This is a genomic window from Serratia marcescens (assembly GCF_001902635.1).
Taxonomy (GTDB): Bacteria; Pseudomonadota; Gammaproteobacteria; order Enterobacterales; family Enterobacteriaceae; genus Serratia; species Serratia marcescens_F.
Genome location: NZ_MJAO01000008.1, coordinates 146,349 through 168,063 on the forward strand (window position 1 = coordinate 146,349; position 21,715 = coordinate 168,063).

Genomic DNA, 21,715 nt, shown 5'->3' on the forward strand with positions numbered 1-21,715 from the left:
ATATCTCAGTAATGTTACGCTTATGCTTCCGCCGACGGACGTCGGCTCGTGGTAACCGATAACAAAAGATACCGCCTTGATACCAGGCATTTTGGGATATAAAAACCGGGGATGATCCGCTGCGGCCATAGCGCCGTGCGGGGGAATCGCTTTATGGATAGTCAGGTTAATCAATAACAATAATGACCACACAATTTCGCTCACCGGCGTTGCTGCCTCTGAAAGTCATCGCCACCGGGGCCGCTTTGCCGCCAAACTGCGTGGCTTCCACCACGCTCGATGCTCGCCTGGGGAAACCGGCTGGCTACGTTGAAAAACGCTCGGGCATCGTTTACCGCTTTCACGCCGCCGACGACGCCAGCCAGGCCGAGCTCGCCGCCGCTGCGCTGCAAGATGCGCTGACCCGCAACGCGATCCCCGCTTCGTCGATCGACCTGCTGATCTCCGCCTCGGCGATAGCGGTGCAGGCGTTGCCGTGCAGCGCCGCGCACATTCTCAAGGTGGCCGGGCTGGCGCCGGGCACGCCGGGCTTCGACATCAACAGCAGCTGCGTCAGCTTTATCTCTGCGCTGCAGGTGGCGGCGGGGTTGCTGAACGTCGGAAGCTATCGGCGTATCGCCATCGTTTCGGCGGATCTCGCTTCGCGCGGCATCGACTGGCAGCACGAAGAGTCGTCGCTGATCTTCGGTGACGGCGCCGCCTGCGCCATCGTGGAGCGCGGCGACGGCACCAGCGGCATCCTCGCCAGCCTGGTGGAAACCTACCCCGCCGGCAGCGAACTGTGCGAGATCCGCGCCGGCGGTACGCGTCGCAACCCGCGCGCCGGCATGTGCGAGCAAGATTTCCTGTTTCATATGCAGGGCAAGCCGCTGTTCCGGCAGGCGTCGGCGCTGATCGAGGACTACCTCGACCGGCTGCTGAGCGCCAGCGGCTTGACCCTGGCGCAGATCGCCACCGTGGTGCCGCACCAGGCCAGCCATTTGTCGCTTGAGCATATGCGCAAGCGGCTGCACGTCTCCAGCGAGGCGCTGGTGGATATCTATCGCCATCACGGCAATCAGGTGGCGGCGTCGATCCCGACCGCGCTACATGCCGCCGTGACCACCGGGCGCTTCAACCCCGGTCGGCCGACGATGCTGATCGGCACCGCCGCCGGGCTGACGCTGGCCGGCATGGTGCTGCTGCCATGAGGGTGCTGGTCACCGGGGCGACCAGCGGGCTGGGGCGCAACGCGGCGCAGTGGTTGCTGGAGGCCGGGCATCAGGTGCGCGCCACCGGCCGCGATGAGCGTGCCGGCGACGCGTTGCGCCAGCTGGGCGCCGAGTTTTACGCGCTCGATCTGGCGCAGGCCACGCCGCAGCAATGTCGGCAGTTGGTGGCCGACTGCGAGTGGGTATGGCACTGTGCGGCCAAGTCTTCTCCCTGGGGCGGCAAGGCGGAGTTTCACCGCATCAACGCCGCGGCGACGGAGAGGCTGGCGGAGGCGGCGGGGCGCTGTGGCGTGCGGCGCTTCGTGCATATCTCCACGCCCGCGATCTACTTCGATTTTCAGCCGCATTACGATCTGGACGAAGGCTACCGCGCCCGGCGCTTCGCCAATCACTATGCCGCCAGCAAGCACGCCGCCGAGCAGCGGTTGTTGGCGCAGGCGAAGATCTACCCGCAAACCACCTACATTATTCTGCGGCCGCGCGGCCTGTTTGGCCCGCACGATCGGGTGATCGTGCCGCGGCTGTTGCAGCAGCTCGAACGCGATCGCGGCGTGCTGCGGTTGCCCGGTGGCGGGCAGGCGTTGCTGGATCTGACCTTTGCCCCCAATGTGGTGCACGCGATGGATCTGGCAAGCCGGCAACGCGGGTTGCCGTCCGGCGCCGTTTACAACATCACCAATCACCAACCGCAGCGGCTGGCGGAAATGCTGGATGCGTTGCTGCGTCAGGAATTGGGGCTGCATTATCGGCTGCAGGCCGTGCCTTATCCGCTTCTGCACGCGCTGGCCGGCGGTATGGAGCTGTGGGCGACGCTGAGCGGCAAAGAACCGCTGCTGACGCGTTACAGCGTGGCGGCGGTGCATTTCGACATGACCCTGAGCCAGACCCGCGCGATCGAAGAGCTGGGCTATCGGCCGCGTTACTCGATGGAAGAAGGGATTCGCCTGACCGGCGAGTGGCTGCGGCGGCAAGGGGGCGTACAACATGGCTAAAGTCACCGTTTTTGAAGTGGGCTATTGCACGCATATCGGCTGCATGGCGCTGCGCGGCGCCGGGTTCCGGGTGTGTAAATTCCCGGCGCGCGCCTATCTGCTGGAGGTGGGGGAGCGCCGCTGGCTGTGGGATACCGGCTACGCGCATTATTTTCAGCAACAGACGCAGTCGGGGGTGTTCAGCCTTTACCGCCGCATGACGCCGGTCTATTTCGATCCCGCCGAGTCGCTGGCGTACCAGCTACGTGCCGCCGGTTACGCCGAAGGCGACATCCAGGCGCTGATCGTTTCGCATTTTCACGCGGATCACATCGCCGGGCTGCGTGATTTCAGCCAACTCGACTTTATTTGCTCCGGCGAGGGCTGGCAGCAAACCCGTGGGCTGCGCGGTTTTGCGGCGCTCAAGCGCGCCTTTATTCCCGGCCTGATCCCAGAAGATTTCGAGAGCCGCCTGCAGTTTATGGAGGCTTTCCCTGCGGTGGCGTTGCCCGCGCTGCTGGCGCCGTTCGAACAGGGTTACGCGCTGCCGGGCAGCGAAGGGCAGATCGTGCTGGTACCGCTGCCGGGGCACGCGGCCGGCCATATCGGCGCCTTTATTCTCACCGATGCCGGTTGGACGCTGTTGGCCAGCGACGCCGCCTGGTCGCCGCAGAGCTACCAGACGCTGCGCGGGCCTTCGCGCCTGGCCCATCTGGTGATGGACGACGCGTCGGCGTACACCCGCACGCTGGAGCGGCTCAACCAACTGTGGGCGGGCGGCCAGGTTAACATCCTGCTGTGCCACGAGGGGGACCTGTGATCCCCTTCATGACCCTTTGGCACTATTTCCGCGCTCGGCGCCTGCGCTTTGGCGATCGTGCGGCGCTGGAGGCGCATCAGGCCCGGCAGCTTGCGGGCTTTGCCCGCCGGGTGTTGAGCAAGAGTCCCTATTTTCACCGCTTCAGCCGCCTGCCGTTCACCGAATGGCCGCAGATGGACAAGGCGCTGATGATGGCGCAGTTCGACCGGATGAATACCGCCGGGCTGCGCCGCGATGAGGTGCTGGCCTGCGCGCAGCGCAGCGAAGCGGATCGTGATTTCACGCCGAAGATCGGCCGCTACAGCGTCGGGTTGTCGTCCGGCACTTCCGGGCAGCGCGGCGTATTTGTCGTCAGCCCGCGCGAGCAGCAGGTGTGGGCCGGCGGCATGTTGGCAAAAATGCTGCCGGACGGGTTGTCGGCCGGCGAACGCGTCGCGCTGTTTCTGCGGGCGGACAATAATCTCTATCACAGCGTGAACAACCGTTGGCTGAGCCTGGCGTTTTACGATCTGCTCGCACCGTTCAGCGGGCATCTGCCCGCACTGGAACGCCAGGCGCCCAGCATCATCGTGGCACCGGCGCAGGTGCTGCGCGCTTTAGCGCTGGCGGTGCTGGCCGGGCAGGTAACGCTGCCGGTCAAAAAAGTGATCTCGGTGGCCGAGGTATTGGAAGCGCAGGATCGCCGCCTGCTGATGCAGGTGTTTCCTGCGGTCGGTGAAGTGTATCAGGCCACCGAAGGCTTCCTCGCCGCCACCTGCACGCACGGCACGTTACATCTCAACGAAGAGTTTCTGCATATTGAGCCGCAGTGGATCGACGAACAGCGTTTTACGCCGCTGATCACCGATTTTACCCGCCGCACTCAGCCGATCGTGCGCTATCGGTTGGACGATGTGCTGGTGCTGCGCAAGGAGCCGTGCCCGTGCGGGCAACCGACGCGGGCGATCGCCCGCATCGAAGGGCGGCGCGACGATCAGCTGATGCTGCCCGATGCGCAGCGGCAACCGCAGGCGGTGTTCGCCGATGCCTGCAGCCGGACGATCGCCAATGCGCTGCCGCTCACCAGCGATTACCGCCTGATCCAGCACGGCGAGCAGCGGCTGGCGCTGATCGCCGATTGCAGCCAGGCGGAATTGGCGCATTGCCAGGCGCAGCTGATCGCGCTGTTCGCTCGCCAGGGTATCGCCACCGATCGGCTCGAATGGCAGTTGACGGCGCAAGCGGTGCTGCCGCAGTTCGATCGCAAGCGGCGGCGCATTGTGCGCCGGGCGGAGGACGCATGAAAAACGCACTGTTCAGGCTAGGGCACATGTTGCTCGGCTGGGGGACGGTCGGGGTGGTGTATAGCGTGACCGATCGCTTACAGGGGGCGGGAACCCTGTTGCCGCCGTTGGCGATCGATCGGTGGATCCCGTTCAGCCCGACGGCCATCTGGCTCTATCTGTCTTTTTTCCTTATCGTCCCGGCGGGCTATTTGCTGGCACCGCGACAGCGGATCAAATGGTTGACGTTGGCGATGCAGCTGACCGCGCTGGGCGCTGGGGCCGTTTACCTGCTGTGGCCGACCACCATGGCCTATCCGCAGAACAATGGCGTCGGGCTCAGCGCGCAGCTGCTGGCGGCGTTAACGCAGGTGGATTCGCCGCAAAACTGCCTGCCTTCGTTGCATATGGCGCTGACGGTGCTGGCGGTGTGGGCGCTGAGCGACGGGCAGCGCAAAGTCCGGACGGCGTTGTGGATGCTGTGGGGCGTGGCGATCGCCTTCTCCATTCTGCAACTGCGTCGCCATTTGTTTATCGATTTGGCCGGGGGGGCGCTGCTGGCGTTGTTCGCCGGCTGGTTGGCCCTGCACGTGACGGCCCTGCGCCGCAACGTTGTTAAAGGAGAGATAGGATGAGCGATCTGGCGTTGCCGATAGTGTTCATGCTGTTCATCGTGGTGGCCGAGGCGGTGGCGCTGCAGTGGGGGCGCAGTGAGCCGGTCAACTGGCACGATCTGGTGTTCAACCTGAACTCCGGCCATATCATGCTGTGGCTGTTTCGCGGGCTGGAAATCACCTGTTACGGCTACGTGGCCGCGCACTTCAGCCTGGGGCTGCTGGACACCTGGCCGCCGCTGCTGATGTGGCTGTTCGCCTTGCTGGCGTGGGATTTCGGTTTCTACTGGCTGCATCGCTTGCACCACCGTTTCCGGGGGCTGTGGGCGGTGCACGTGGTGCACCATCAGGGCGAGCACTTTAATTTGTCGCTGGGGGTGCGCAACTCCTGGTATTCGTCGTTGACGTCGATCCCGTTCTTTTTACTGCTGGCGCTGGCGGGCGTGCCGCTGTCGGTGTTCGTCACGGTGTCGATTTTTCACTACAGCATTCAGCTGTTTAACCATAATGCGCTGACGCCGAAGCTCGGCGTGTTGGAAAAAATCCTGGTCACGCCGGCGCACCACCGGGTGCACCACGTCAAGGACATGGCGTATTCCAATAAGAACTTCGGCGGCAGCTTTATCTTCTGGGACAAACTGTTCGGCACCTTCTGCCCGGCGTTGCCGACCACGCCGTTCAGCTACGGCGTCAGCGGCGATCGGCCGTCCGCCAACCCGTTCTGGGCGAGCAACCTGCCATTCCTGCGCTATTTAGGTATGACATGGCGCCCTGCGCCGGGCCGGCCACGCGACCGCCGTTCGGCACTCAGCGTATTCAGCGGCGCAATGCTGTTGTTCTCGCTGGTGGTCGGTTACGTCTACCAATACGGTTATGGCTACGGCGACGTCGGCTGGCCGCAAATGGCGCTGCTGGTGCTGTTGGCGTTGGGCTCGGTAGCGCTGGGGGGCATGACGGAAGGGCGGCCGTGGGCGAGCGCCGTCTGGTTGCTGATCGCGCTGGGCATGCCGCTGCTGTTCATCGGCTATCTGGGGTGGTCGCAGCGCTATTGGCATTTCGCCATGGCCGCTGTGGCGCTACATGCCTTGTGCATAACGCTGGGCTGGGGGCGAGTGGCCGCGCCGGCCGCCGTGGAGGAACCGCATGGCTGACTCACTGCCGCCGCTGCGTTTTCCCGCCGATGGCGAGCAGGCGTTTCACCGCGATCTCAAGCGCGCGGCGCACGCCTGCCTGGCGGGCGATCATCGCTATGCTGATACCGCGCGGCTGGCCAAGGCCGCGCTGCTGCTGGCGTTGTGCGCCGGGTTTTATGCCCTGAGCCTGATGCAGCATCAGCCTTGGGCGTTTTTCCTCTGCTATTTCTTGTTCGTGACCATGGGCATGTTGCTCAACGTCAACGTCAATCACGACGCTTCGCATAACGCTTTCTTGCGCGCACCCTGGGCCAATCGCCTGGTGGGGCGGCTGGTGACGCTGCCGCTGGGCGTCGATCCGGACTACTGGCGCACGCGGCACGTGGATTACCACCATGTTTACGCCAACGTCGAACACTACGATCTGGACACCGAAGAGAACGGCTTTTTCCGCCAGACGCCGTTCCAGCGCTGGCAGCCGCATATGCGCTATCAGCACCTGTACTGGCCGCTGATCGCCGCGCTTTCGCTTCCCTACATCGCCTGGATTTTCGATTGGTCCGATCGGCGCGGTAAAACGCCGCTGCGGGAGAAACGCGTGCTGGCGGGGCGGGGCGGTTGGGCGCTGTTCGTGCTGTGCAAGTTGCTCCATGTGGCGCTGGTGCTGGTGGTGCCGCTGATCCTGTGCCACCTGCACGGCATCGGTTGGGGCTGGGTGCTGCTGGCCTATGCGATTAGCCAGATGTGCGCCTCGCTGCTGGTGGTGTTCCTGCTGCTGGGCACCCACTGGGCGCAGGCCGAGTTTTACCCGGTGCCGGCGGGCGACAGCATGCCGCACGGCTGGTACCGGCACAATTTCGCCACCGCCTGCGACTGGCAGCCCGAGCCGCGTTGGTTAGAGCACCTGACCGGCGGGCTGAACTATCACCTGACCCATCATCTGTTCCCCGGCTGGAATCACCGCCACTACCCGGCGCTGGCTGCTGCGGTGGCGGAAGTGGCGCAGCGGCACGGCATGGCATATCGCTGCATCGGCTATCGCGAACTGCTGGCGCAACAGCAGCGTTTCTTGCGCCGGATGGGGCAGCCATGAAACCGCTGCGCCCGTTAGCCTATCGGCGCGACGACAGCGGGTTGCACCGCGCGTTGATGCAGGCGGCTCAGCATTATCTGGCAGCCAACGGCGATCACCGCTTCGCCGACGGTGGCATGTTGGTGAAGCTGGCGTTGCTGTTGGCGCTGTGCGGCCTGTGTTACGGGCTAAGCCTGCAGCAGCAAAACGGCTGGGCGTTCTTTGCCTGCTATTTCGGCTTTATCTTTATCGGCATGTTCCTGACGGTGAACGTGGTGCACGACGCCTCGCACAACGCGTTTTTCCGTCGGCCTTGGGCCAACCGCTGGCTGAACGCTCTGGTGAGCGTACCGTTGGGGCTGGATCCCGACTGCTGGCGCGTGCGACACGTGCTGTTCCACCATGCCCATAACAATATCGAACACTACGATCCCGACATCGATGCCAACGGCGTGCTGCGGCAGACGCCGTTCCAGCGCTGGCGGCCGTTTATGCGCGCACAGCGTTACTATTGGCCGCTGGTGGCGGCGCTGACCTTCCCGTACTACATCTGGCTGTTCGACTGGCTGGATCGGGCGGGCCGAACCCGGGTGGCGGCCCGCATGGCGCAGCAGGGTATACGTGGCTGGATCGGGTTTCTGGCGGGCAAGGCAGCGCACCTGTTGTTGGCGCTGGCGATCCCGTGCTGGCTACTGCCGCCGGCCATCGGCATCGGGCACATTCTGCTGGTCTATTTGCTAAGCCAGATGCTTTCTTCATTGCTGTTCGTGATGTTGATCATCGGCACCCACTGGGCCAAGGCCAATTTTTATCAGGCGCCGGCGCAGGGCGCGATGCCGCACGGCTGGTATCACCACGTGTTCGCCACCACCTTCGACTGGCTGACCCGGCCGCGCTGGCTGGGATACTGGCTCGGCGGGGCGAACCTGCATTTGACGCATCATCTGTTCCCGCACTGGAGCCACCGCCATTATCCGGCGCTGAGCCGCATCATCGGCGAGGTGGCGCCACGTTTCGGCATCGACTACCGCCTGTTGGAACTGGAGGAGCTGTTGCGCCTGCAGCAGCGCTTCCTCAGCGCGATGGGGCGCAAACCGCATTAGCGTTACATGCGGATTGTGCGAGGTGTTACGCAGTTCACTAATTGAACGATATTTGCCCTTCCAGTAGACTTTCCCCCTGTGAATCAACGGCCACAGGAGGTGGAGTATGCGCAGTTTGCCGATTCGGTTATCCAATGAAATCGACGACAGTTTGAACGATATTGCCCGGCGTCACGGGATGGCAAAAACCGACGTCATTCGCCTGGCATTTTCTTTAATGACGATTGCCGACCGTGAGTGGATGAAACAGGACGGTTCCCGTCTTGGGATCGTGCGTGAAAGCGACGAGGGGCTGGAGGCGGTCGCCGTGGTGGTGGGGATTTTTCCATGAAACCGCAAAATGAGCGCCCGCAGGTTGATGCTGATACGTTGTATTTGGATCCGTCGCTGGTCTTTGACGAAATGGAGCGGCTGCGCCTGGCGCGCCAGGTGCTGTGCGGGATATTCGCGGTCAGCGTGGGCGTATTTGCCGCCCACGCCGCTCCTCTAAATAATTGGAGTTGCTTCCCGGCGGCAAGAGCGCTCATCCCCGGGAGCTTACTCAGGTAAGTGACCGGGGTGAACGCTTGCAGCCAACACAGAAGCAACTTCAAGTATGACGAGGATATTGGGAGAGAAACGAAGCGCTGAGTCAAGCGTTCGAGCTGGTGAAGATCGGCGCCTTGCCGCTGGTCACGCTGGTGGTGTCCTTCTACTTTCCCAACAGCGCGGCCAGATAAGGCGCCATGTCAATGTGACTTCATACCCGCCGTGGTCATCAGCAGGCGGAACAGCGAGGCAACCACGAACAGCCCCAGCACGCTGGCGCTCCAGATGATCACCAGCCAGCCGATGCGTTTCCACCAGGGCGCCGGGGCGGCGGTTGCCGTTTTATCTTGCATAGCGTCCTCCCTTCTCAGTGATAGCCGTGCTCATGGCTGATCTTGCCGCGGAACACGTAGTAGCTCCAGAAGGTGTAGACCAGAATGATCGGGATGATGAACAGCGCCCCCACCAGCATAAAGCCAAGGCTCTGCGGTGGTGCGGCGGCGTCCCACAGGCTGATGGTCGGCGGGATCAGATTTGGCCAGATGCTGATGCCAAGCCCGCTCAGGCCGAGGAACACCAGCAGCAGCGTCAGCATGAATGGCGAGTAGTGCGCGCCGCGTTTCACCCCGCGCTGAATCCCCCAGGCGCTGAGCAGCACCAGCACCGGCACCGGCAGCAGCCAGAACAGGTTAGGCAGCGTAAACCAGCGCGCGGCGATTTCCGGATGCGCGATCGGCGTCCAGATGCTGACCGCAGCCAGCACCAGCAACAGGATCGCCAGCAGCGGCGTCGCCAGGTGATACATGCGCGCCTGCAGGTCACCGGCGGTTTTCATCACCAGCCAGGTGCAGCCGAGCAGGGCGTAGGTCACCACCAGCCCCAGCCCGCAGAACAGCGCGAACGGCGTCAGCCAGTCCAACGCGCCGCCGGCGTAGGTGCGGCCTTCGACCGGGAAGCCGTTGATCACCGCGCCCACCACCACACCCTGGCTGAAGGTCGCGAAGAGAGAGCCCCAGATGAACGCTTTGTCCCAGATATGACGTTTCTCCGGTTTGGCCTTGAAGCGAAACTCGAAGGCCACGCCGCGGAAAATCAACCCGATCAGCATCAGCGTCAGCGGGATCGCCAGCGCGTCGAGGATCACCGCGTAGGCCAGCGGGAAGGCACCGAACAGCGCCGCGCCGCCCAGCACCAGCCAGGTCTCGTTGCCGTCCCATACCGGTGCGACGGTGTTCATCATCAGATCGCGGTCGTCGCTCGCTTTCACCCACGGAAACAGGATGCCGATGCCCAAATCGAAACCGTCCATCACCACGTACATCATGGTGCTGAACACGATGATCACAAACCAAATCAGCGGAAGATCGATGCCCATGTTCAGCTCCTGTCGTCCAGAGTGTCGTTGACCGCGGACAGCGGACGCGCCGGCCGGCCCTCGGTATTGTCTTCTTGGTGTTCATGCGGCTGCGGCCCTTTGCGGATCAGGCGCATCATGTAGGAGTAGCCCACGCCGAACACCGAGCAGTAGACGACGATAAACGCCAGCAGGCTGATGCTCATGTGCAGATCGCCGTGTGCCGAGACCGCATCCTTGGTACGCAGCAGGCCGTACACCACCCACGGCTGGCGGCCGATCTCGGTGGTGAACCAGCCTGCCAGCAGCGCCAGCAGCCCGGAAGGCCCCATCCACAGGATGAAATACAGGAATGGACGCGACTGATACAGCCCGCCGCGCCAGCGCAGCCACAGGCTCCACACCCCGGCCAGAATCATCAGCATCCCCAGCCCGACCATGATGCGGAACGACCAGAACACCACGGTGGAATTGGGGCGATCCTCCGGCGGGAAGGATTTGAGCGCAGGCACCTGCTCGGTCAGGCTGTGCGTCAGGATCAGGCTGCCGAGGTAAGGCACCTCCAGTTTGAAGCGGGTCTCTTCACGCTGCATGTCCGGCCAACCGACCAAGATCAGCGGGGTGGCTTCGCCCGGCGGGTTTTCCCAGTGGCCCTCGATGGCGGCGATCTTTGCCGGCTGGTGTTTCAGGGTGTTCAGGCCGTGCGCATCGCCGATCAGCGCCTGCACCGGCGCGACGATCAGCGCCATCCACATCGCCATCGACAGCATCTTGCGCATCGCTGGGGTATCGCGGCCGCGCAGCAGATGCCAGGCGGCGGAAGCGCCGACGAAGAACGCCGAGGAGAGGAAGGCGGCGGTAGACATGTGCAGCAGGCGGTACGGGAAGGACGGGTTGAAGATCACCTTCAGCCAGTCGACCGGCACCACTTGGCCGTTGATGATTTCATGCCCTTGCGGGGTCTGCATCCAGCTGTTGGAGGCCAGGATCCAGAAGGTGGAGATCAGCGTGCCGAGCGCCACCATGCAGGTGGCGAAGAAATGCAGGCCGGGGCCGACGCGGTTCCATCCGAACAACATCACACCGAGGAAACCGGCTTCGAGGAAGAAGGCGGTCAGCACTTCATAGGTCAGCAACGGCCCGGTAATGCTGCCGGCGAACTCGGAGAAGAAACTCCAGTTGGTGCCGAATTGGTAGGCCATCACCAGTCCAGACACCACGCCCATGCCGAAGTTGACGGCGAAAATCTTTGACCAGAAGTGGTAGAGCTCACGGTAGGCTTCATTGTGCGTTTTCAACCATAACCCTTCCAGCACCGCCAGGTAGCTGGCTAAACCGATGGTGATGGCGGGGAAAATGATATGGAAAGACACGGTGAAGGCGAACTGTATTCTGGCGAGTTCCAGTGCATCAAGACCCAGCATGGCGCCTCCTAGGGTTGAACATAAATTAACCTCTTGAGTATAGCTGTCATTTTTATGTGAAAAGCTTGGCGTTAAGTTAATCACGAAGTACAGTGACTATAATAGTGACAGTTATTTTACTTTTTCATATAACAGTTAAGAGCTATGACCCGATACGAACAGCTTGCACAGCAGATTAGAGAACAGATCCAGAACCGGGTGTGGCGGGCGGGCGACAAGCTGCCTTCGCTGCGTGAGAGCGGCAAGCGCGCCGGGTTGAGCCTGATGACGGTGGTGCAGTCTTACCAACTGCTGGAGAGCCAGGGGTGGATCGTCGCCCGGCCGCAGTCGGGCTACTATGTGGCGGCGCGTCCGCAGCCGCTGCCCCAGCCATCGCGCGGCGAGAAGCTGTTGCTGAGCGAGCAGGTGGACATCAACGCCTTTATTTTCGACGTGCTGCAGGCCTGCAAGGATCCGGACATCGTGCCTTTCGGTTCGGCCTTTCCCGACGCCACGCTGTTCGCCCAGCCGAAGCTGGCGCGGGCGCTGAGCAGCGTGGCGCGCAAGTTCACGCCGCACAGTTCGCTGGCCAACCTGCCGCCGGGCAACGACGCACTGCGGCGGCACATTGCGCAGCGCTATGCGCTGAGCGGCATGCAGGTGGCGCCGGACGAGATCGTTATCACCGCCGGGGCGATGGAGTCGCTCAGCCTCAGCCTGCAGGCGGTGACCCAGCCCGGTGACTATGTGGCGATCGAGTCGCCGGCGTTTTACGGCGCGCTGCAGGCGCTGGAGCGGTTGCGGCTGAAGGCGGTGGCGATTGCCACGCACCCACAGGACGGTATCGATCTGGACGCGCTGCAGCAGGCGGTGGAACAGTATCCGATCAAAGCCTGCTGGCTGATGACCCATTTCCAGAACCCGCAGGGCGCCACCATGTCGGAGGCCAACAAACAGCGCCTGGTGGCGCTGCTGCGCGAACGCCAGATCTCGTTGATCGAAGACGACGTTTACGGCGAACTGTACTTCAGCGCCGAACGGCCGTTGCCGGCCAAAGCGCTCGATAGCGGCGGCCAGATCCTGCACTGTTCGTCATTTTCCAAATGTTTGGCGCCGGGCTTTCGCGTCGGCTGGGTGGCGGCGGGGCGTTATGCGCAACAGATCCAGCGTTTGCAGCTGATGAGCACCGTTTCCACCAGCGTGCCGACCCAGATGGCGCTGGCGGATTATCTGCTGCACGGTGGCTACGACACCCATCTGCGGCGGCTGCGGCGGCTGCTGGCTCAGCGCCAAAGCGCAATGCGCCAGGCGATCGCCCACCATTTCCCGCCGACGGTGAAGGTCAGCCAACCCGATGGCGGTTTCTTTTTGTGGCTGGAGCTGGATCCGGCGCTGTCGTCGATGGCGCTGTATCGGCGTGCGCTCTCACGGGGCATCAGTATCGCGCCGGGGCGCATGTTTACCACCGGCGACCATTTCAACCACTGCTTCCGCCTCAACGCCTCTTTTGAATGGAGCGATCGTTTTGAAGAGGCGATCAAAACCTTAGCCAAACTTATTCGGGGGCTGGAGCCGGCAGGCTGAACCGCGCTTTGCGCGGCGCTTCGCCCCAGAAAAATTCATAATGCTTTTTTCGGCAATGGAATGCCGGTTTCGTTGTTAGACAGCCATCCAGCCGCCTATTACTCTGCGATAAATTTTGTCACATTTTTATCAACGGGAAGACGAGGGGCTGTGGGTGAGTGGAATAAAAAATAAATTAAACAAACTGTTGCGCTATCGGCTGACGCCGTTGGCGCTGGTCTGCGCGCTGGGCCTGAGCGCCGGCGTTCAGGCGGAAACGCTGGTTGAAGGCATCACGCCGGCCAGCGATGCCGCTCGGGTGCCGGCCGCCGCCAAGCTGCGCAAAGATACCGTGGTGGCAGGCATCTCGGAGCCGCAGGGCATTTTCAATCCGTATCTGTTTACCAACGGCTGGGACGAAAACGTGACCGACGTGATCTTCAGCCGACTGATTGGCCTGGACAGCCAGGGCAAGCCGGAAGGGCGGCTGGCGGAGTCCTGGCAGGTCAGCCCCGATAATCTGACCTATACCATTAAACTGCGGCCGAACCTGGTCTACAGCGACGGCTCGCCGCTGAAAGCCGATGATATTGCCTTTACCCTGACGCTGCTGCACGATCCGGCCTATGACGGCGACACCGATATCACGCCGGCGCATATTCAGGGTGGCGCCGAGTATAAAAACGGCACCGCCGCCGCCATCAGCGGCCTGAAAGTGATCGACGATCGCACGATACAGATCGTCACCACCCAAGCGGGCGCGACCACGTTACAGCTGATAGGCGGGCCGGTGCTGTCGCGGGCTTACTACGGCAAAGACTATCAGCGCGGCAAGCTCGACGGTGTGCGCGCCTTCAACGGCAAGCCGCTCGGCAACGGCCCTTATGTTTACGACAGGTACGTGCCGGGGCAGGAGATCCGCTTCCACGCCAACCCGAACTTCTACCTCGGCCCGCCGCCGATGGCGCGCTTTATCTACCGCGTCACCAACCCGGCCACCAACTTCCAACTGTTCCAGACCGGTGAGACCGACTACGACGCTTTTACCGCTAAGTCGGACGATATCGAACAGCTCAAGCTACTCGGTTTCGCCAATATCAACCTCTACAGCTCAAGCGATTACAGCCGCATCGATTTCAACCTCAAGCGCCCGGCGCTGCAGGATAAGCGGGTACGTCAGGCGCTGATCTACGGCCTGGATCGGCAAAGGCTGATCGCCGTGGTCTACCAGGGATACGGTAAGGTCGCCAACCAGCCGATCTCGCCGATCTCCTGGGCTTACGATCCTAACGGCATCAATCCTTACGCTTACGATCTCGATAAGGCCGGAAAGCTGCTGGACGAGGCCGGCTGGCGTGTGGGCGCTGACGGCATTCGGCAAAAAGACGGTAAAAAGCTGGAGCTGACGCTGCTGGTAACCAAAAAGCTGATCAACGATGCGCTGGTGCCGATCGCCAAGGACAACTACCGCCGGCTCGGGGTGGTGCTGAAACCGCAGGTATTGGATTTCAATGCGCTGCTGGCGCAGCGTAAGGCGGGCAATTACGACCTGGCGTCTCTCAGTACCAGCACGTTGAACGATCCGCACGACGGCGTGCGTAATTTTATCAGCCGCGAGAGCGAAACCGGCTATCACAACCCGCAGGTGGACTCTCTGATCGCCAGGGCCAACGCGACGTTGGATATCGAACAGCGTAAGCCGCTATACCATCAGCTGTATCAGGCGCTGGCGGAAGATCCGCCGGTGATCTTGCTTGGCAACCGCGAGATATTGAGCGCCAGCAGCGCGCGCGTCACCGGCTTTAAACCGGATATCTACAACGGGTTGGTCGGTAGCCTGCCGAACGTCAAACCGGCGCCGTAACGCCTTGACGCCGCCGCACCGGTCCGGGCGGCGGCGATGGAAACCGCAATGAGAAACTTTATCCTGCGCCGTCTGTTGCAGACCATCCCGATGCTGTTGTTGGCTTCATTGCTGATTTTTTGCATCTTCGCCCTGGCACCCGGCGACTTTATCGACGGCAACATCAACCTGACCGCGCAACGCGCCGCCGAACTGCGGGCGTTGTACGGGCTGGATCAGCCGTTGTTCAGCCGTTATCTGCACTGGCTCGGCCGGCTGCTGCAGGGCGATCTCGGTTTTTCGCTGCAGTATCAGATTCCGGTCAGCACGCTGCTGAACCAATACATCTGGAACTCGTTCCTGCTGGCGGCGGTGGCGATGGTGCTGTATTGGGGCATCGCGCTGGCGGTGGGGGTTGTTTCGGCGATGAAACCCTATTCGCTGTTCGATCATCTGATCACCGTGGTGGTGTTTGCCGCCATGTCGTTTCCGACGTTCTTCCTGTGCCTGTTGCTGATCAAATGGTTCGCCGTCGATTTGCACTGGCTGCCGGCGGGCGGCATGTTGCGCACCGGCAGCGAGGCGAGCGGGCTGGCCTGGGCGCTGGAGGTGGCGGCGCACCTGCTGTTGCCGGTGTTGGCGCTGGTGATGCTGCAGGCCGGCAGCCTGACGCGTTATTTCCGCGCCAGCATGCTGGAAGTGATCCGCATGGACTATATCCGCACCGCGCGCGCCAAAGGGCTCAGGGAGAAAACGGTGATCCTCAAACACGCGCTGCGCAATGCGCTGTTGCCGATCATCACTCTGCTGGGGTTCGAGCTGCCGGGATTGTTCTCCGGTGCGTTGATCACCGAAAAAATCTTCAACTGGCCGGGCGCCGGGCATATCCATATCGATTCGCTGGCGGCGCGTGATTACCCGGTATTGATGGGCTTCACGCTGTTCCTGGCGGGGCTGACTATTCTCGGCAATCTGCTGGCGGACATTCTGTACGCCTACGCCGATCCGCGCATTCGCTTGAGGTAACGCTATGTTGGCTACGCTGTTTTTCGGCCGCCGTCGCCGCTGGCGACAGGCGCAGCTGCCGGCGCTGGCGCAACTGTCACCGCCGCCCGCCGCGCAGGCCTGGCGACGGCTGCGCCGCCACCGGCCGGCGATGATTTCGCTGGCGTTGCTGGTGCTGTTGGCGTTGCTGTGCCTGATTGGGCCGTCGCTGTCGCCGTGGCGCGACGACGCCGGCGATGTGCTGAATATCAATCAGGCGCCGAGCGGCGCGCACTGGTTGGGCACCGACTTTCTCGGCCGCGATATCTGCACCCGTCTGCTGCTGGCGGGGCGGATATCGCTCACCATCGGTCTGGTGTCGATGCTGCTGTCGGTGACGTTGGGGTATCTGCTGGGGGCGCTTTCCGGCTATCTGGGCGGCGTGACGGACCGGCTGATCATGCGTTTCGCCGATCTGCTGATGACCATTCCCGGCCTGCCGCTGCTGATCATCATGGGGGCGATGCTGACCGAGCTCGACGTCTCGCCGGACTACCGCATTTACATGGTGATGATCATGCTGAGCCTGCTGGGATGGCCGTCGCTGGCACGGCTGGTGCGCGGCCAGATCCTGTCGCTGCGCGAACGGGACTTCATGCTGGCCACCGAGGTGCTGGGGCTTTCTACCCGGCGGCGCCTCTTTGGCCACCTGCTGCCCAACACCGTGCCGATTTTGGTGGTGGTGGCCACGATGGCGGTGGCCAACGCCATCCTCAGCGAATCGGCGCTGAGCTACCTCGGGCTGGGCGTGGTGCCGCCGACGCCATCGTGGGGCAACATGATGGACGCCGCCAACAGCCTGATCGACTTTCAGCGCCGCCCCTGGCTGTGGATGCCGCCGGGATTGGCGATCTTCGTCACCGTGGTGGCGATCAATATTCTGGGCGACGGCCTGCGGGACGCGCTCGATCCGAAAATGAACGGGGTAAAACGATGAGTCAACCGCTGGTGACGTTCGATCGGCTGTCGGTGTCGTTTCAGGGCGAGCAGGGGCCGGTGCGGGCGGTGCAGCAGGTCAGCCTTGAGCTGCAGGCCGGGCAAACGCTGGGGATTGTCGGCGAGTCGGGCTGTGGAAAAAGCGTGACCGCCATGGCGCTGATGGGACTGCTGCCGCAGCCGCTGGCGCAGGTCGACAGCGGTGAGATTCGCTTTGAAGGACAAGACCTGCTGCAACTGCGGCCGTCGCAGATGGCCGATCTGCGCGGCAATCGGCTGGCGATGATCTTTCAGGAGCCGATGAGCGCGCTCAATCCGGTGCTGACCCTCGGCGAACAGCTGGTGGAGCCGCTGATTCGCCATCTGGCCCTGTCGCCGAAAGCGGCCTGGCGTCAGGCGGTTCAACGGCTGACGGAAGTGGGGCTGGCGCGTGCGGAGGCGTTGATGCGCTGCTATCCGCACCAGCTCTCCGGCGGCATGTTGCAGCGCGTGATGATCGCCATGGCGATCGGGTGCCGCCCGGCGCTGCTGATCGCCGATGAACCGACCACGGCGCTCGACGTCACGGTGCAGGCGCAGATACTGGCTTTGCTGCGCGAACAGAGCCGACGGCACAACATGGCGATGATCTTGATCACCCACGATCTCGGGGTGATCGCCCAGATGGCCGATCGGCTGGCGGTGATGTACGCCGGGCGCGTCGTCGAGCAAGGGGCGACGGATGACCTGTTGGCCGAGCCGCGGCATCCCTATACTCAGGGGCTGATCGCCTCGCGGCCGGTGCCGGGCCAGCGGCTCCGCCGTCTGTATTCCATTCCCGGCCAGGTGCCGGATTTGGCGCGCTTGCCTGAACACTGTGCGTTTGCCGAGCGCTGCGTGCAGGCCTCCGCTCGCTGCCGCGATGGCATCCCGCCGCTGTACGGCACACCGCAGCGCCAGTCCGCCTGCTTCCTCAATGCCGGAGGGCGCCCGCATGTCGACTGAACCTCTGGTGGAAGTGAAAGGATTAAAGAAATATTTCCCGCTGCGCGACGGGCTGTTCGGGCGCACGACCGGCCAGCTGAAGGCGGTGGACGACGTCAGCTTCAGCATTCGCAAGGGCCGCATTTTCGGGCTGGTGGGCGAGTCCGGCAGCGGCAAAACCACCGTTGGCCGTACGCTGCTCGGCCTGCACGACAAAACCGCCGGCGAGGTGATGTTCAAAGGGCAGGCGTTGGATAGCCTGAGCAAAGATGCGTTGCGCGCCCTGCGACCGAAAATGCAGCTGGTGTTTCAGGATCCGTACAGCTCGCTGAACCCGCGCCTGCGTGTGGGCGACGCCATCGGCGAAGCGCTGTTGCAGCACGGCCTGGCGAGCAAGGCGGAACTGCGCGAGCGGGTGCTCGACACCCTGGCGATCTGCGGGTTGTCCCCACAGCATTACGGGCGGTTTCCGCACGAGTTTTCCGGCGGCCAGCGCCAGCGCATCGGCATCGCCCGCGCGCTGATCCTACAGCCGGAATTTATTGTCGCCGACGAACCGATATCGGCGCTGGATGTGTCGATTCAGGCGCAGATCATCAATCTGTTTTCCGACTTGCAGGAACGGCAGGGGGTGACGCTGCTGTTTATTTCACACGATCTCGGCGTGGTGGAGCACCTGTGTCAGGATGTGGCGGTGATGTATCTGGGGCAGATTGTCGAGAGCGCCGATCGCGATACGCTGTTTCGTCAGCCGCTGCATCCCTACACGCAGGCCTTGTTGGCGGCAGTGCCGACGCTGGATCCGCATCGCTCGCCGCCGTGGGCGGCAAGCGGCGAACCGCCCAATCCCGCCGACCCGCCGCGCGGCTGCCGTTTTCACCCCCGCTGCCCGCAGGCCACGGCGCAGTGCCGTGAACAGGCACCGCCGCTGCGCCGCGTGGCACCCGGCCATCGGGTGGCCTGTCACGTTGTGGCCTAGCGTCAGGCTAGGTAGTGCTTTAACGCGCGCCCGGCCTGGTGGATCGCCGAATGCACCGCCGGGACGTGGGCGAGCTGATTCAGCAGGCCGTAGTCGTGGATCAGTCCGTTGTAGCGGGTGGACGTGACCTCGACGCCGGCGGCGTCGAGCAGTCGCGCGTAGGCTTCGCCTTCGTCGCGCAGCACGTCCAGCTCGGCGGTCTGCACCAGCGCCGGCGGCAGGCCCTGCAACTGCTCCGGCGTGGCGTTGAGCGGCGAGGCGTAGATCTCTTTGCGCTGCCCCTTATCGGGCGCGTAGTTGTCCCAGAACCATTTCATCATGTTGCGGGTCAGGAAATGGCCTTCGGCGAATTGATGATAGGAGTCGGTATCAAAATTGGCGTGGGTGACCGGCCACAGCAAAATCTGGCAACGCAGGGCCGGCGTGCCTTTTTCTTTGGCCATCAGGCTGACTACCGCCGCGATATTGCCGCCGGCGCTGTTGCCGACCACCGCCAGCCGCGTACCGTCAACGTTGATCTTTTCACCGTACTCGGCCACCCATTCGGTGGCGGCGTAAGCCAAATTGATCGCCACCGGGTAATGCACCTCCGGCGAACGGGGATAATTGACGAACACCGCCGCCGCGCCGGCGCTATGCACCAGATCGCGCACTAACCGTTCATGGGTAGGGAAATCCCCCAACACCCAGCCGCCGCCGTGAAAGAACATGAATACCGGCAGTTTCTCCTTGGCCCTGGCCGGCCGCACCAGCTGCAGCAGAATATCCTGACCTTCTACGTGAATGGTTTTCTCGCTGATCTCCACCTCACGCAGCGGCACGTCAACGCTGCTTTGCAATTTTTCCATCACTTTGCGGGCATCTTTCACCTTCAACGCTTCAAGCGGTTTGCCGCCCTCGGCGTTACCCGCGGCGAGAAACTGGCTGATGTCGCGCTGGGCGGCAGGCTGGCTGAGATCGACGGTTTTCTTGGACATGGTGACTCCTTGTGCGCAGAAGAAAAAGTGCGGTCAAGATCACAGTGTAGTCGTTGGCGGGCAAAGGTGAGATGGAGGAGGCATGAAGGTAATTCACCGTTTTCATATGGGTATTTCAGGGGGGCTCCCCTCATCGGGGGGGCGTTGCACACCGCTGGGGCATCCCTGCACCGGATTGGGGCGGAAAGTGTGATGGTGCGCAAATCGGGCGAAATTATTTTTGCGAGCGCGATCAGAAATCCTGAAGTTTTTCGTAATTGAATAGGATTTCGCGCGCAATGATGATTTTAGGCCTTATTTTTTCATTTATTCATTAGCAATGCATAATCAATGAATAAATATGCAGTATAAGCCGTTGTTTTAACGAAAAAAATGGCAAAATTCGGCAAAAATCCCGTTTTGGCACGATAGCTGCTCTACACTCTTTATCAAACGGCATGTATTTTAACTGCTCGTTAACATTTACTCCCCGCTCAGGGACCGGATATACGCCATAAATAGTGAAAAACCGATTTTATGTAACAGATTTGTTTCTAAAACAGCGGTGTGAGACAGCGTTTTCTCCGCCGAAAAAGTCGGTTTTTAACAGCGGTTTTTTTGCGTTGTGGCGGCCTAGCCGGGCTTGAGCGGTCCTTACAGTCAAAATTCAGCCTTTGCTGAGATTATGAGGTCACTATGGAACAGCCAATCGCAGTTACCCGCCAGTCTTTCGATGACTGGATGGTCCCGGTTTATGCCCCTGCCGATTTTATTCTGGTGCGGGGAGAAGGATCGCAGGTTTGGGATCAGCAGGGTAAGTCCTACATCGATTTCGCCGGCGGCATCGCGGTCAACGCGTTGGGCCATGCACACCCGGCGGTGAAGGCGGCGCTGGTGGAGCAGGCGGGCAAACTGTGGCATCTGGGCAATGGCTACACCAACGAACCGGTGCTGCGTCTGGCCAAAAAATTGATCGACGCGACCTTCGCCGACAAGGTGTTTTTCTGTAACTCGGGCGCCGAAGCCAACGAAGCGGCGCTGAAACTGGCGCGCAAATATGCGCACGACCAGCACGGCGCCGGTAAAGATCAGATCGTGGCGTTCAACAATGCGTTCCACGGCCGCACGCTGTTCACCGTGTCCGCCGGCGGCCAACCGAAATACTCGCAAGACTTCGCGCCGCTGCCGGGCGGCATCACCCACACGCCGTACAACGATCTGGCCGCGGCGGCCGAGCTTATCAACGACCGCACCTGTGCGGTGATCGTCGAGCCGATCCAGGGCGAAGGCGGCGTGCTGCCGGCGGAAGCCACTTTCCTGCAGGGGCTGAGTGAGCTGTGCGATCGCCACAACGCGCTGCTGATCTTCGACGAAGTGCAGACCGGCGTCGGCCGTACCGGCCACCTGTACGCCTACATGCAGTACGGCGTGGTGCCGGACGTGCTGACCACCGCCAAAGCGCTGGGCGGCGGCTTCCCGATCGGCGCCATGCTGACCACCGATGCGCTGGCGAAAACGCTGGGCGTCGGCACCCACGGCACCACCTACGGCGGCAACCCGCTGGCGACGGCGGTGGCGGGGGCGGTGTTCTCCATCATCAATACCCCGGAAGTGCTGGAGGGCGTCAAACAGCGTCACCAGTGGTTTATCGACGGGTTGAACGACATCAACCGCCAGTACCCGATCTTCGCCGAAATTCGCGGTGGCGGTTTGCTGATCGGCTGCCAACTGAAGAAAGACTATGCCGGCAAAGCGAAGCAGATCACCCAACTGGCCAACGAAGAAGGCGTTATCGCGCTGATCGCCGGCCCGGACGTGGTGCGTTTCACGCCGTCGCTGATCATCCCAGAGCAGGATGTGAAAGAGGGGCTGGCGCGATTCGCGCGTGCCGTGGCGCGCATTTGCAGCTAATCAGCGGGCTGCGCCTTCACCGGCGCAGCCTGATTCAGAAGAGGTTCGC

21 protein-coding genes are annotated in these 21,715 nt (G+C 62.4%); 17 read left to right on the plus strand and 4 right to left on the minus strand.

Annotated features, from left to right (window positions below; translation table 11 throughout):
- Window positions 1–182 precede the first annotated feature (182 nt).
- From BHU62_RS10150 to BHU62_RS10195, 10 genes are all read left to right on the plus strand, one after another.
- The gene (locus tag BHU62_RS10150; RefSeq protein ID WP_073531895.1) at window positions 183–1,190 is read left to right on the plus strand and encodes a 3-oxoacyl-[acyl-carrier-protein] synthase III C-terminal domain-containing protein; all 1,008 of its coding nucleotides are present in this window, start codon (window positions 183–185) and stop codon (window positions 1,188–1,190) included.
- Entirely contained in the window at window positions 1,187–2,203 is a 1,017-nt protein-coding gene (locus BHU62_RS10155) for an NAD-dependent epimerase/dehydratase family protein (RefSeq protein WP_073531896.1), read from the plus strand. The genes BHU62_RS10150 and BHU62_RS10155 overlap by 4 nt, the downstream gene beginning before the upstream one ends.
- Complete coding sequence (locus tag BHU62_RS10160; protein WP_073531897.1) at window positions 2,196–3,002, plus strand: MBL fold metallo-hydrolase; 807 nt, start codon at window positions 2,196–2,198, stop codon at window positions 3,000–3,002. Before BHU62_RS10155 ends, BHU62_RS10160 begins: the two co-directional genes overlap by 8 nt.
- Window positions 2,999–4,285 (plus strand): F390 synthetase-related protein, encoded by a 1,287-nt coding sequence (locus tag BHU62_RS10165; protein ID WP_073531898.1) that lies wholly within the window; start codon window positions 2,999–3,001, stop codon window positions 4,283–4,285. Before BHU62_RS10160 ends, BHU62_RS10165 begins: the two co-directional genes overlap by 4 nt.
- Window positions 4,282–4,899: a phosphatase PAP2 family protein gene (locus BHU62_RS10170; protein ID WP_073531899.1), complete on the plus strand. Its 618-nt coding sequence runs from the start codon at window positions 4,282–4,284 to the stop codon at window positions 4,897–4,899. The genes BHU62_RS10165 and BHU62_RS10170 overlap by 4 nt, the downstream gene beginning before the upstream one ends.
- A complete protein-coding gene (locus BHU62_RS10175) occupies window positions 4,896–6,029 on the plus strand; it encodes a sterol desaturase family protein (RefSeq protein ID WP_073531900.1) in 1,134 nt (377 codons plus the stop codon). The genes BHU62_RS10170 and BHU62_RS10175 overlap by 4 nt, the downstream gene beginning before the upstream one ends.
- Entirely contained in the window at window positions 6,022–7,104 is a 1,083-nt protein-coding gene (locus BHU62_RS10180) for a fatty acid desaturase family protein (RefSeq protein WP_073531901.1), read from the plus strand. The genes BHU62_RS10175 and BHU62_RS10180 overlap by 8 nt, the downstream gene beginning before the upstream one ends.
- Window positions 7,101–8,186 carry an acyl-CoA desaturase gene (locus BHU62_RS10185; protein WP_073531902.1) on the plus strand — a complete coding sequence of 362 codons (1,086 nt, stop codon included), beginning with the start codon at window positions 7,101–7,103 and terminating at the stop codon, window positions 8,184–8,186. The genes BHU62_RS10180 and BHU62_RS10185 overlap by 4 nt, the downstream gene beginning before the upstream one ends.
- 106 nt (window positions 8,187–8,292) lie before the next feature.
- Window positions 8,293–8,517 (plus strand): hypothetical protein, encoded by a 225-nt coding sequence (locus BHU62_RS10190; protein WP_073531903.1) that lies wholly within the window; start codon window positions 8,293–8,295, stop codon window positions 8,515–8,517.
- On the plus strand, window positions 8,514–8,735 hold the full coding sequence (locus BHU62_RS10195; protein ID WP_073531904.1) for a hypothetical protein: 222 nt from the start codon (window positions 8,514–8,516) through the stop codon (window positions 8,733–8,735). Before BHU62_RS10190 ends, BHU62_RS10195 begins: the two co-directional genes overlap by 4 nt.
- 179 nt (window positions 8,736–8,914) lie before the next feature.
- On the opposite strand, the gene BHU62_RS10200 is transcribed toward BHU62_RS10195, so the two are convergent.
- Genes BHU62_RS10200 through BHU62_RS10210 form a run of 3 tightly spaced genes read right to left on the minus strand, consistent with a single transcriptional unit; the run spans window position 8,915 to window position 11,492 of the window.
- A complete protein-coding gene (locus BHU62_RS10200; RefSeq protein ID WP_073531905.1) occupies window positions 8,915–9,067 on the minus strand; it encodes a DUF2474 domain-containing protein in 153 nt (50 codons plus the stop codon).
- A gap of 14 nt (window positions 9,068–9,081) precedes the next feature.
- Window positions 9,082–10,089: a cytochrome d ubiquinol oxidase subunit II gene (gene cydB, locus BHU62_RS10205; protein ID WP_073531906.1), complete on the minus strand. Its 1,008-nt coding sequence runs from the start codon at window positions 10,087–10,089 to the stop codon at window positions 9,082–9,084.
- A 2-nt stretch (window positions 10,090–10,091) separates the two neighbouring features.
- The gene (locus tag BHU62_RS10210) at window positions 10,092–11,492 is read right to left on the minus strand and encodes a cytochrome ubiquinol oxidase subunit I (RefSeq protein ID WP_073531907.1); all 1,401 of its coding nucleotides are present in this window, start codon (window positions 11,490–11,492) and stop codon (window positions 10,092–10,094) included.
- A 144-nt stretch (window positions 11,493–11,636) separates the two neighbouring features.
- Here BHU62_RS10210 and BHU62_RS10215 point away from each other — a divergent pair, with 144 nt between their 5' ends.
- The 6 genes from BHU62_RS10215 (at window position 11,637) to BHU62_RS10240 (ending at window position 18,799) form a co-directional block, all read left to right on the plus strand.
- Window positions 11,637–13,055, plus strand: a complete 1,419-nt coding sequence (locus tag BHU62_RS10215) for a PLP-dependent aminotransferase family protein (RefSeq protein ID WP_073531908.1) — start codon at window positions 11,637–11,639, stop codon at window positions 13,053–13,055.
- A 154-nt stretch (window positions 13,056–13,209) separates the two neighbouring features.
- Entirely contained in the window at window positions 13,210–14,898 is a 1,689-nt protein-coding gene (locus BHU62_RS10220) for an ABC transporter substrate-binding protein (protein ID WP_171971311.1), read from the plus strand.
- Between the two features lie 48 nt (window positions 14,899–14,946).
- On the plus strand, window positions 14,947–15,903 hold the full coding sequence (locus BHU62_RS10225) for an ABC transporter permease (RefSeq protein ID WP_073531910.1): 957 nt from the start codon (window positions 14,947–14,949) through the stop codon (window positions 15,901–15,903).
- Window positions 15,904–15,907: 4 nt separating this feature from the next.
- Window positions 15,908–16,858 carry an oligopeptide ABC transporter permease gene (gene opp4C, locus BHU62_RS10230; protein WP_073531911.1) on the plus strand — a complete coding sequence of 317 codons (951 nt, stop codon included), beginning with the start codon at window positions 15,908–15,910 and terminating at the stop codon, window positions 16,856–16,858.
- Window positions 16,855–17,841: an ABC transporter ATP-binding protein gene (locus tag BHU62_RS10235; RefSeq protein ID WP_073531912.1), complete on the plus strand. Its 987-nt coding sequence runs from the start codon at window positions 16,855–16,857 to the stop codon at window positions 17,839–17,841. The genes opp4C and BHU62_RS10235 overlap by 4 nt, the downstream gene beginning before the upstream one ends.
- On the plus strand, window positions 17,831–18,799 hold the full coding sequence (locus tag BHU62_RS10240) for an ABC transporter ATP-binding protein (RefSeq protein ID WP_073531913.1): 969 nt from the start codon (window positions 17,831–17,833) through the stop codon (window positions 18,797–18,799). The genes BHU62_RS10235 and BHU62_RS10240 overlap by 11 nt, the downstream gene beginning before the upstream one ends.
- Before the next feature lie 2 nt (window positions 18,800–18,801).
- On the opposite strand, the gene BHU62_RS10245 is transcribed toward BHU62_RS10240, so the two are convergent.
- Window positions 18,802–19,776, minus strand: a complete 975-nt coding sequence (locus tag BHU62_RS10245) for an alpha/beta hydrolase (protein WP_073531914.1) — start codon at window positions 19,774–19,776, stop codon at window positions 18,802–18,804.
- Between the two features lie 675 nt (window positions 19,777–20,451).
- Between BHU62_RS10245 and BHU62_RS10250 the strand changes: the two genes are divergently transcribed.
- Entirely contained in the window at window positions 20,452–21,666 is a 1,215-nt protein-coding gene (locus tag BHU62_RS10250) for an aspartate aminotransferase family protein (RefSeq protein ID WP_073531915.1), read from the plus strand.
- Window positions 21,667–21,715 lie beyond the last annotated feature (49 nt).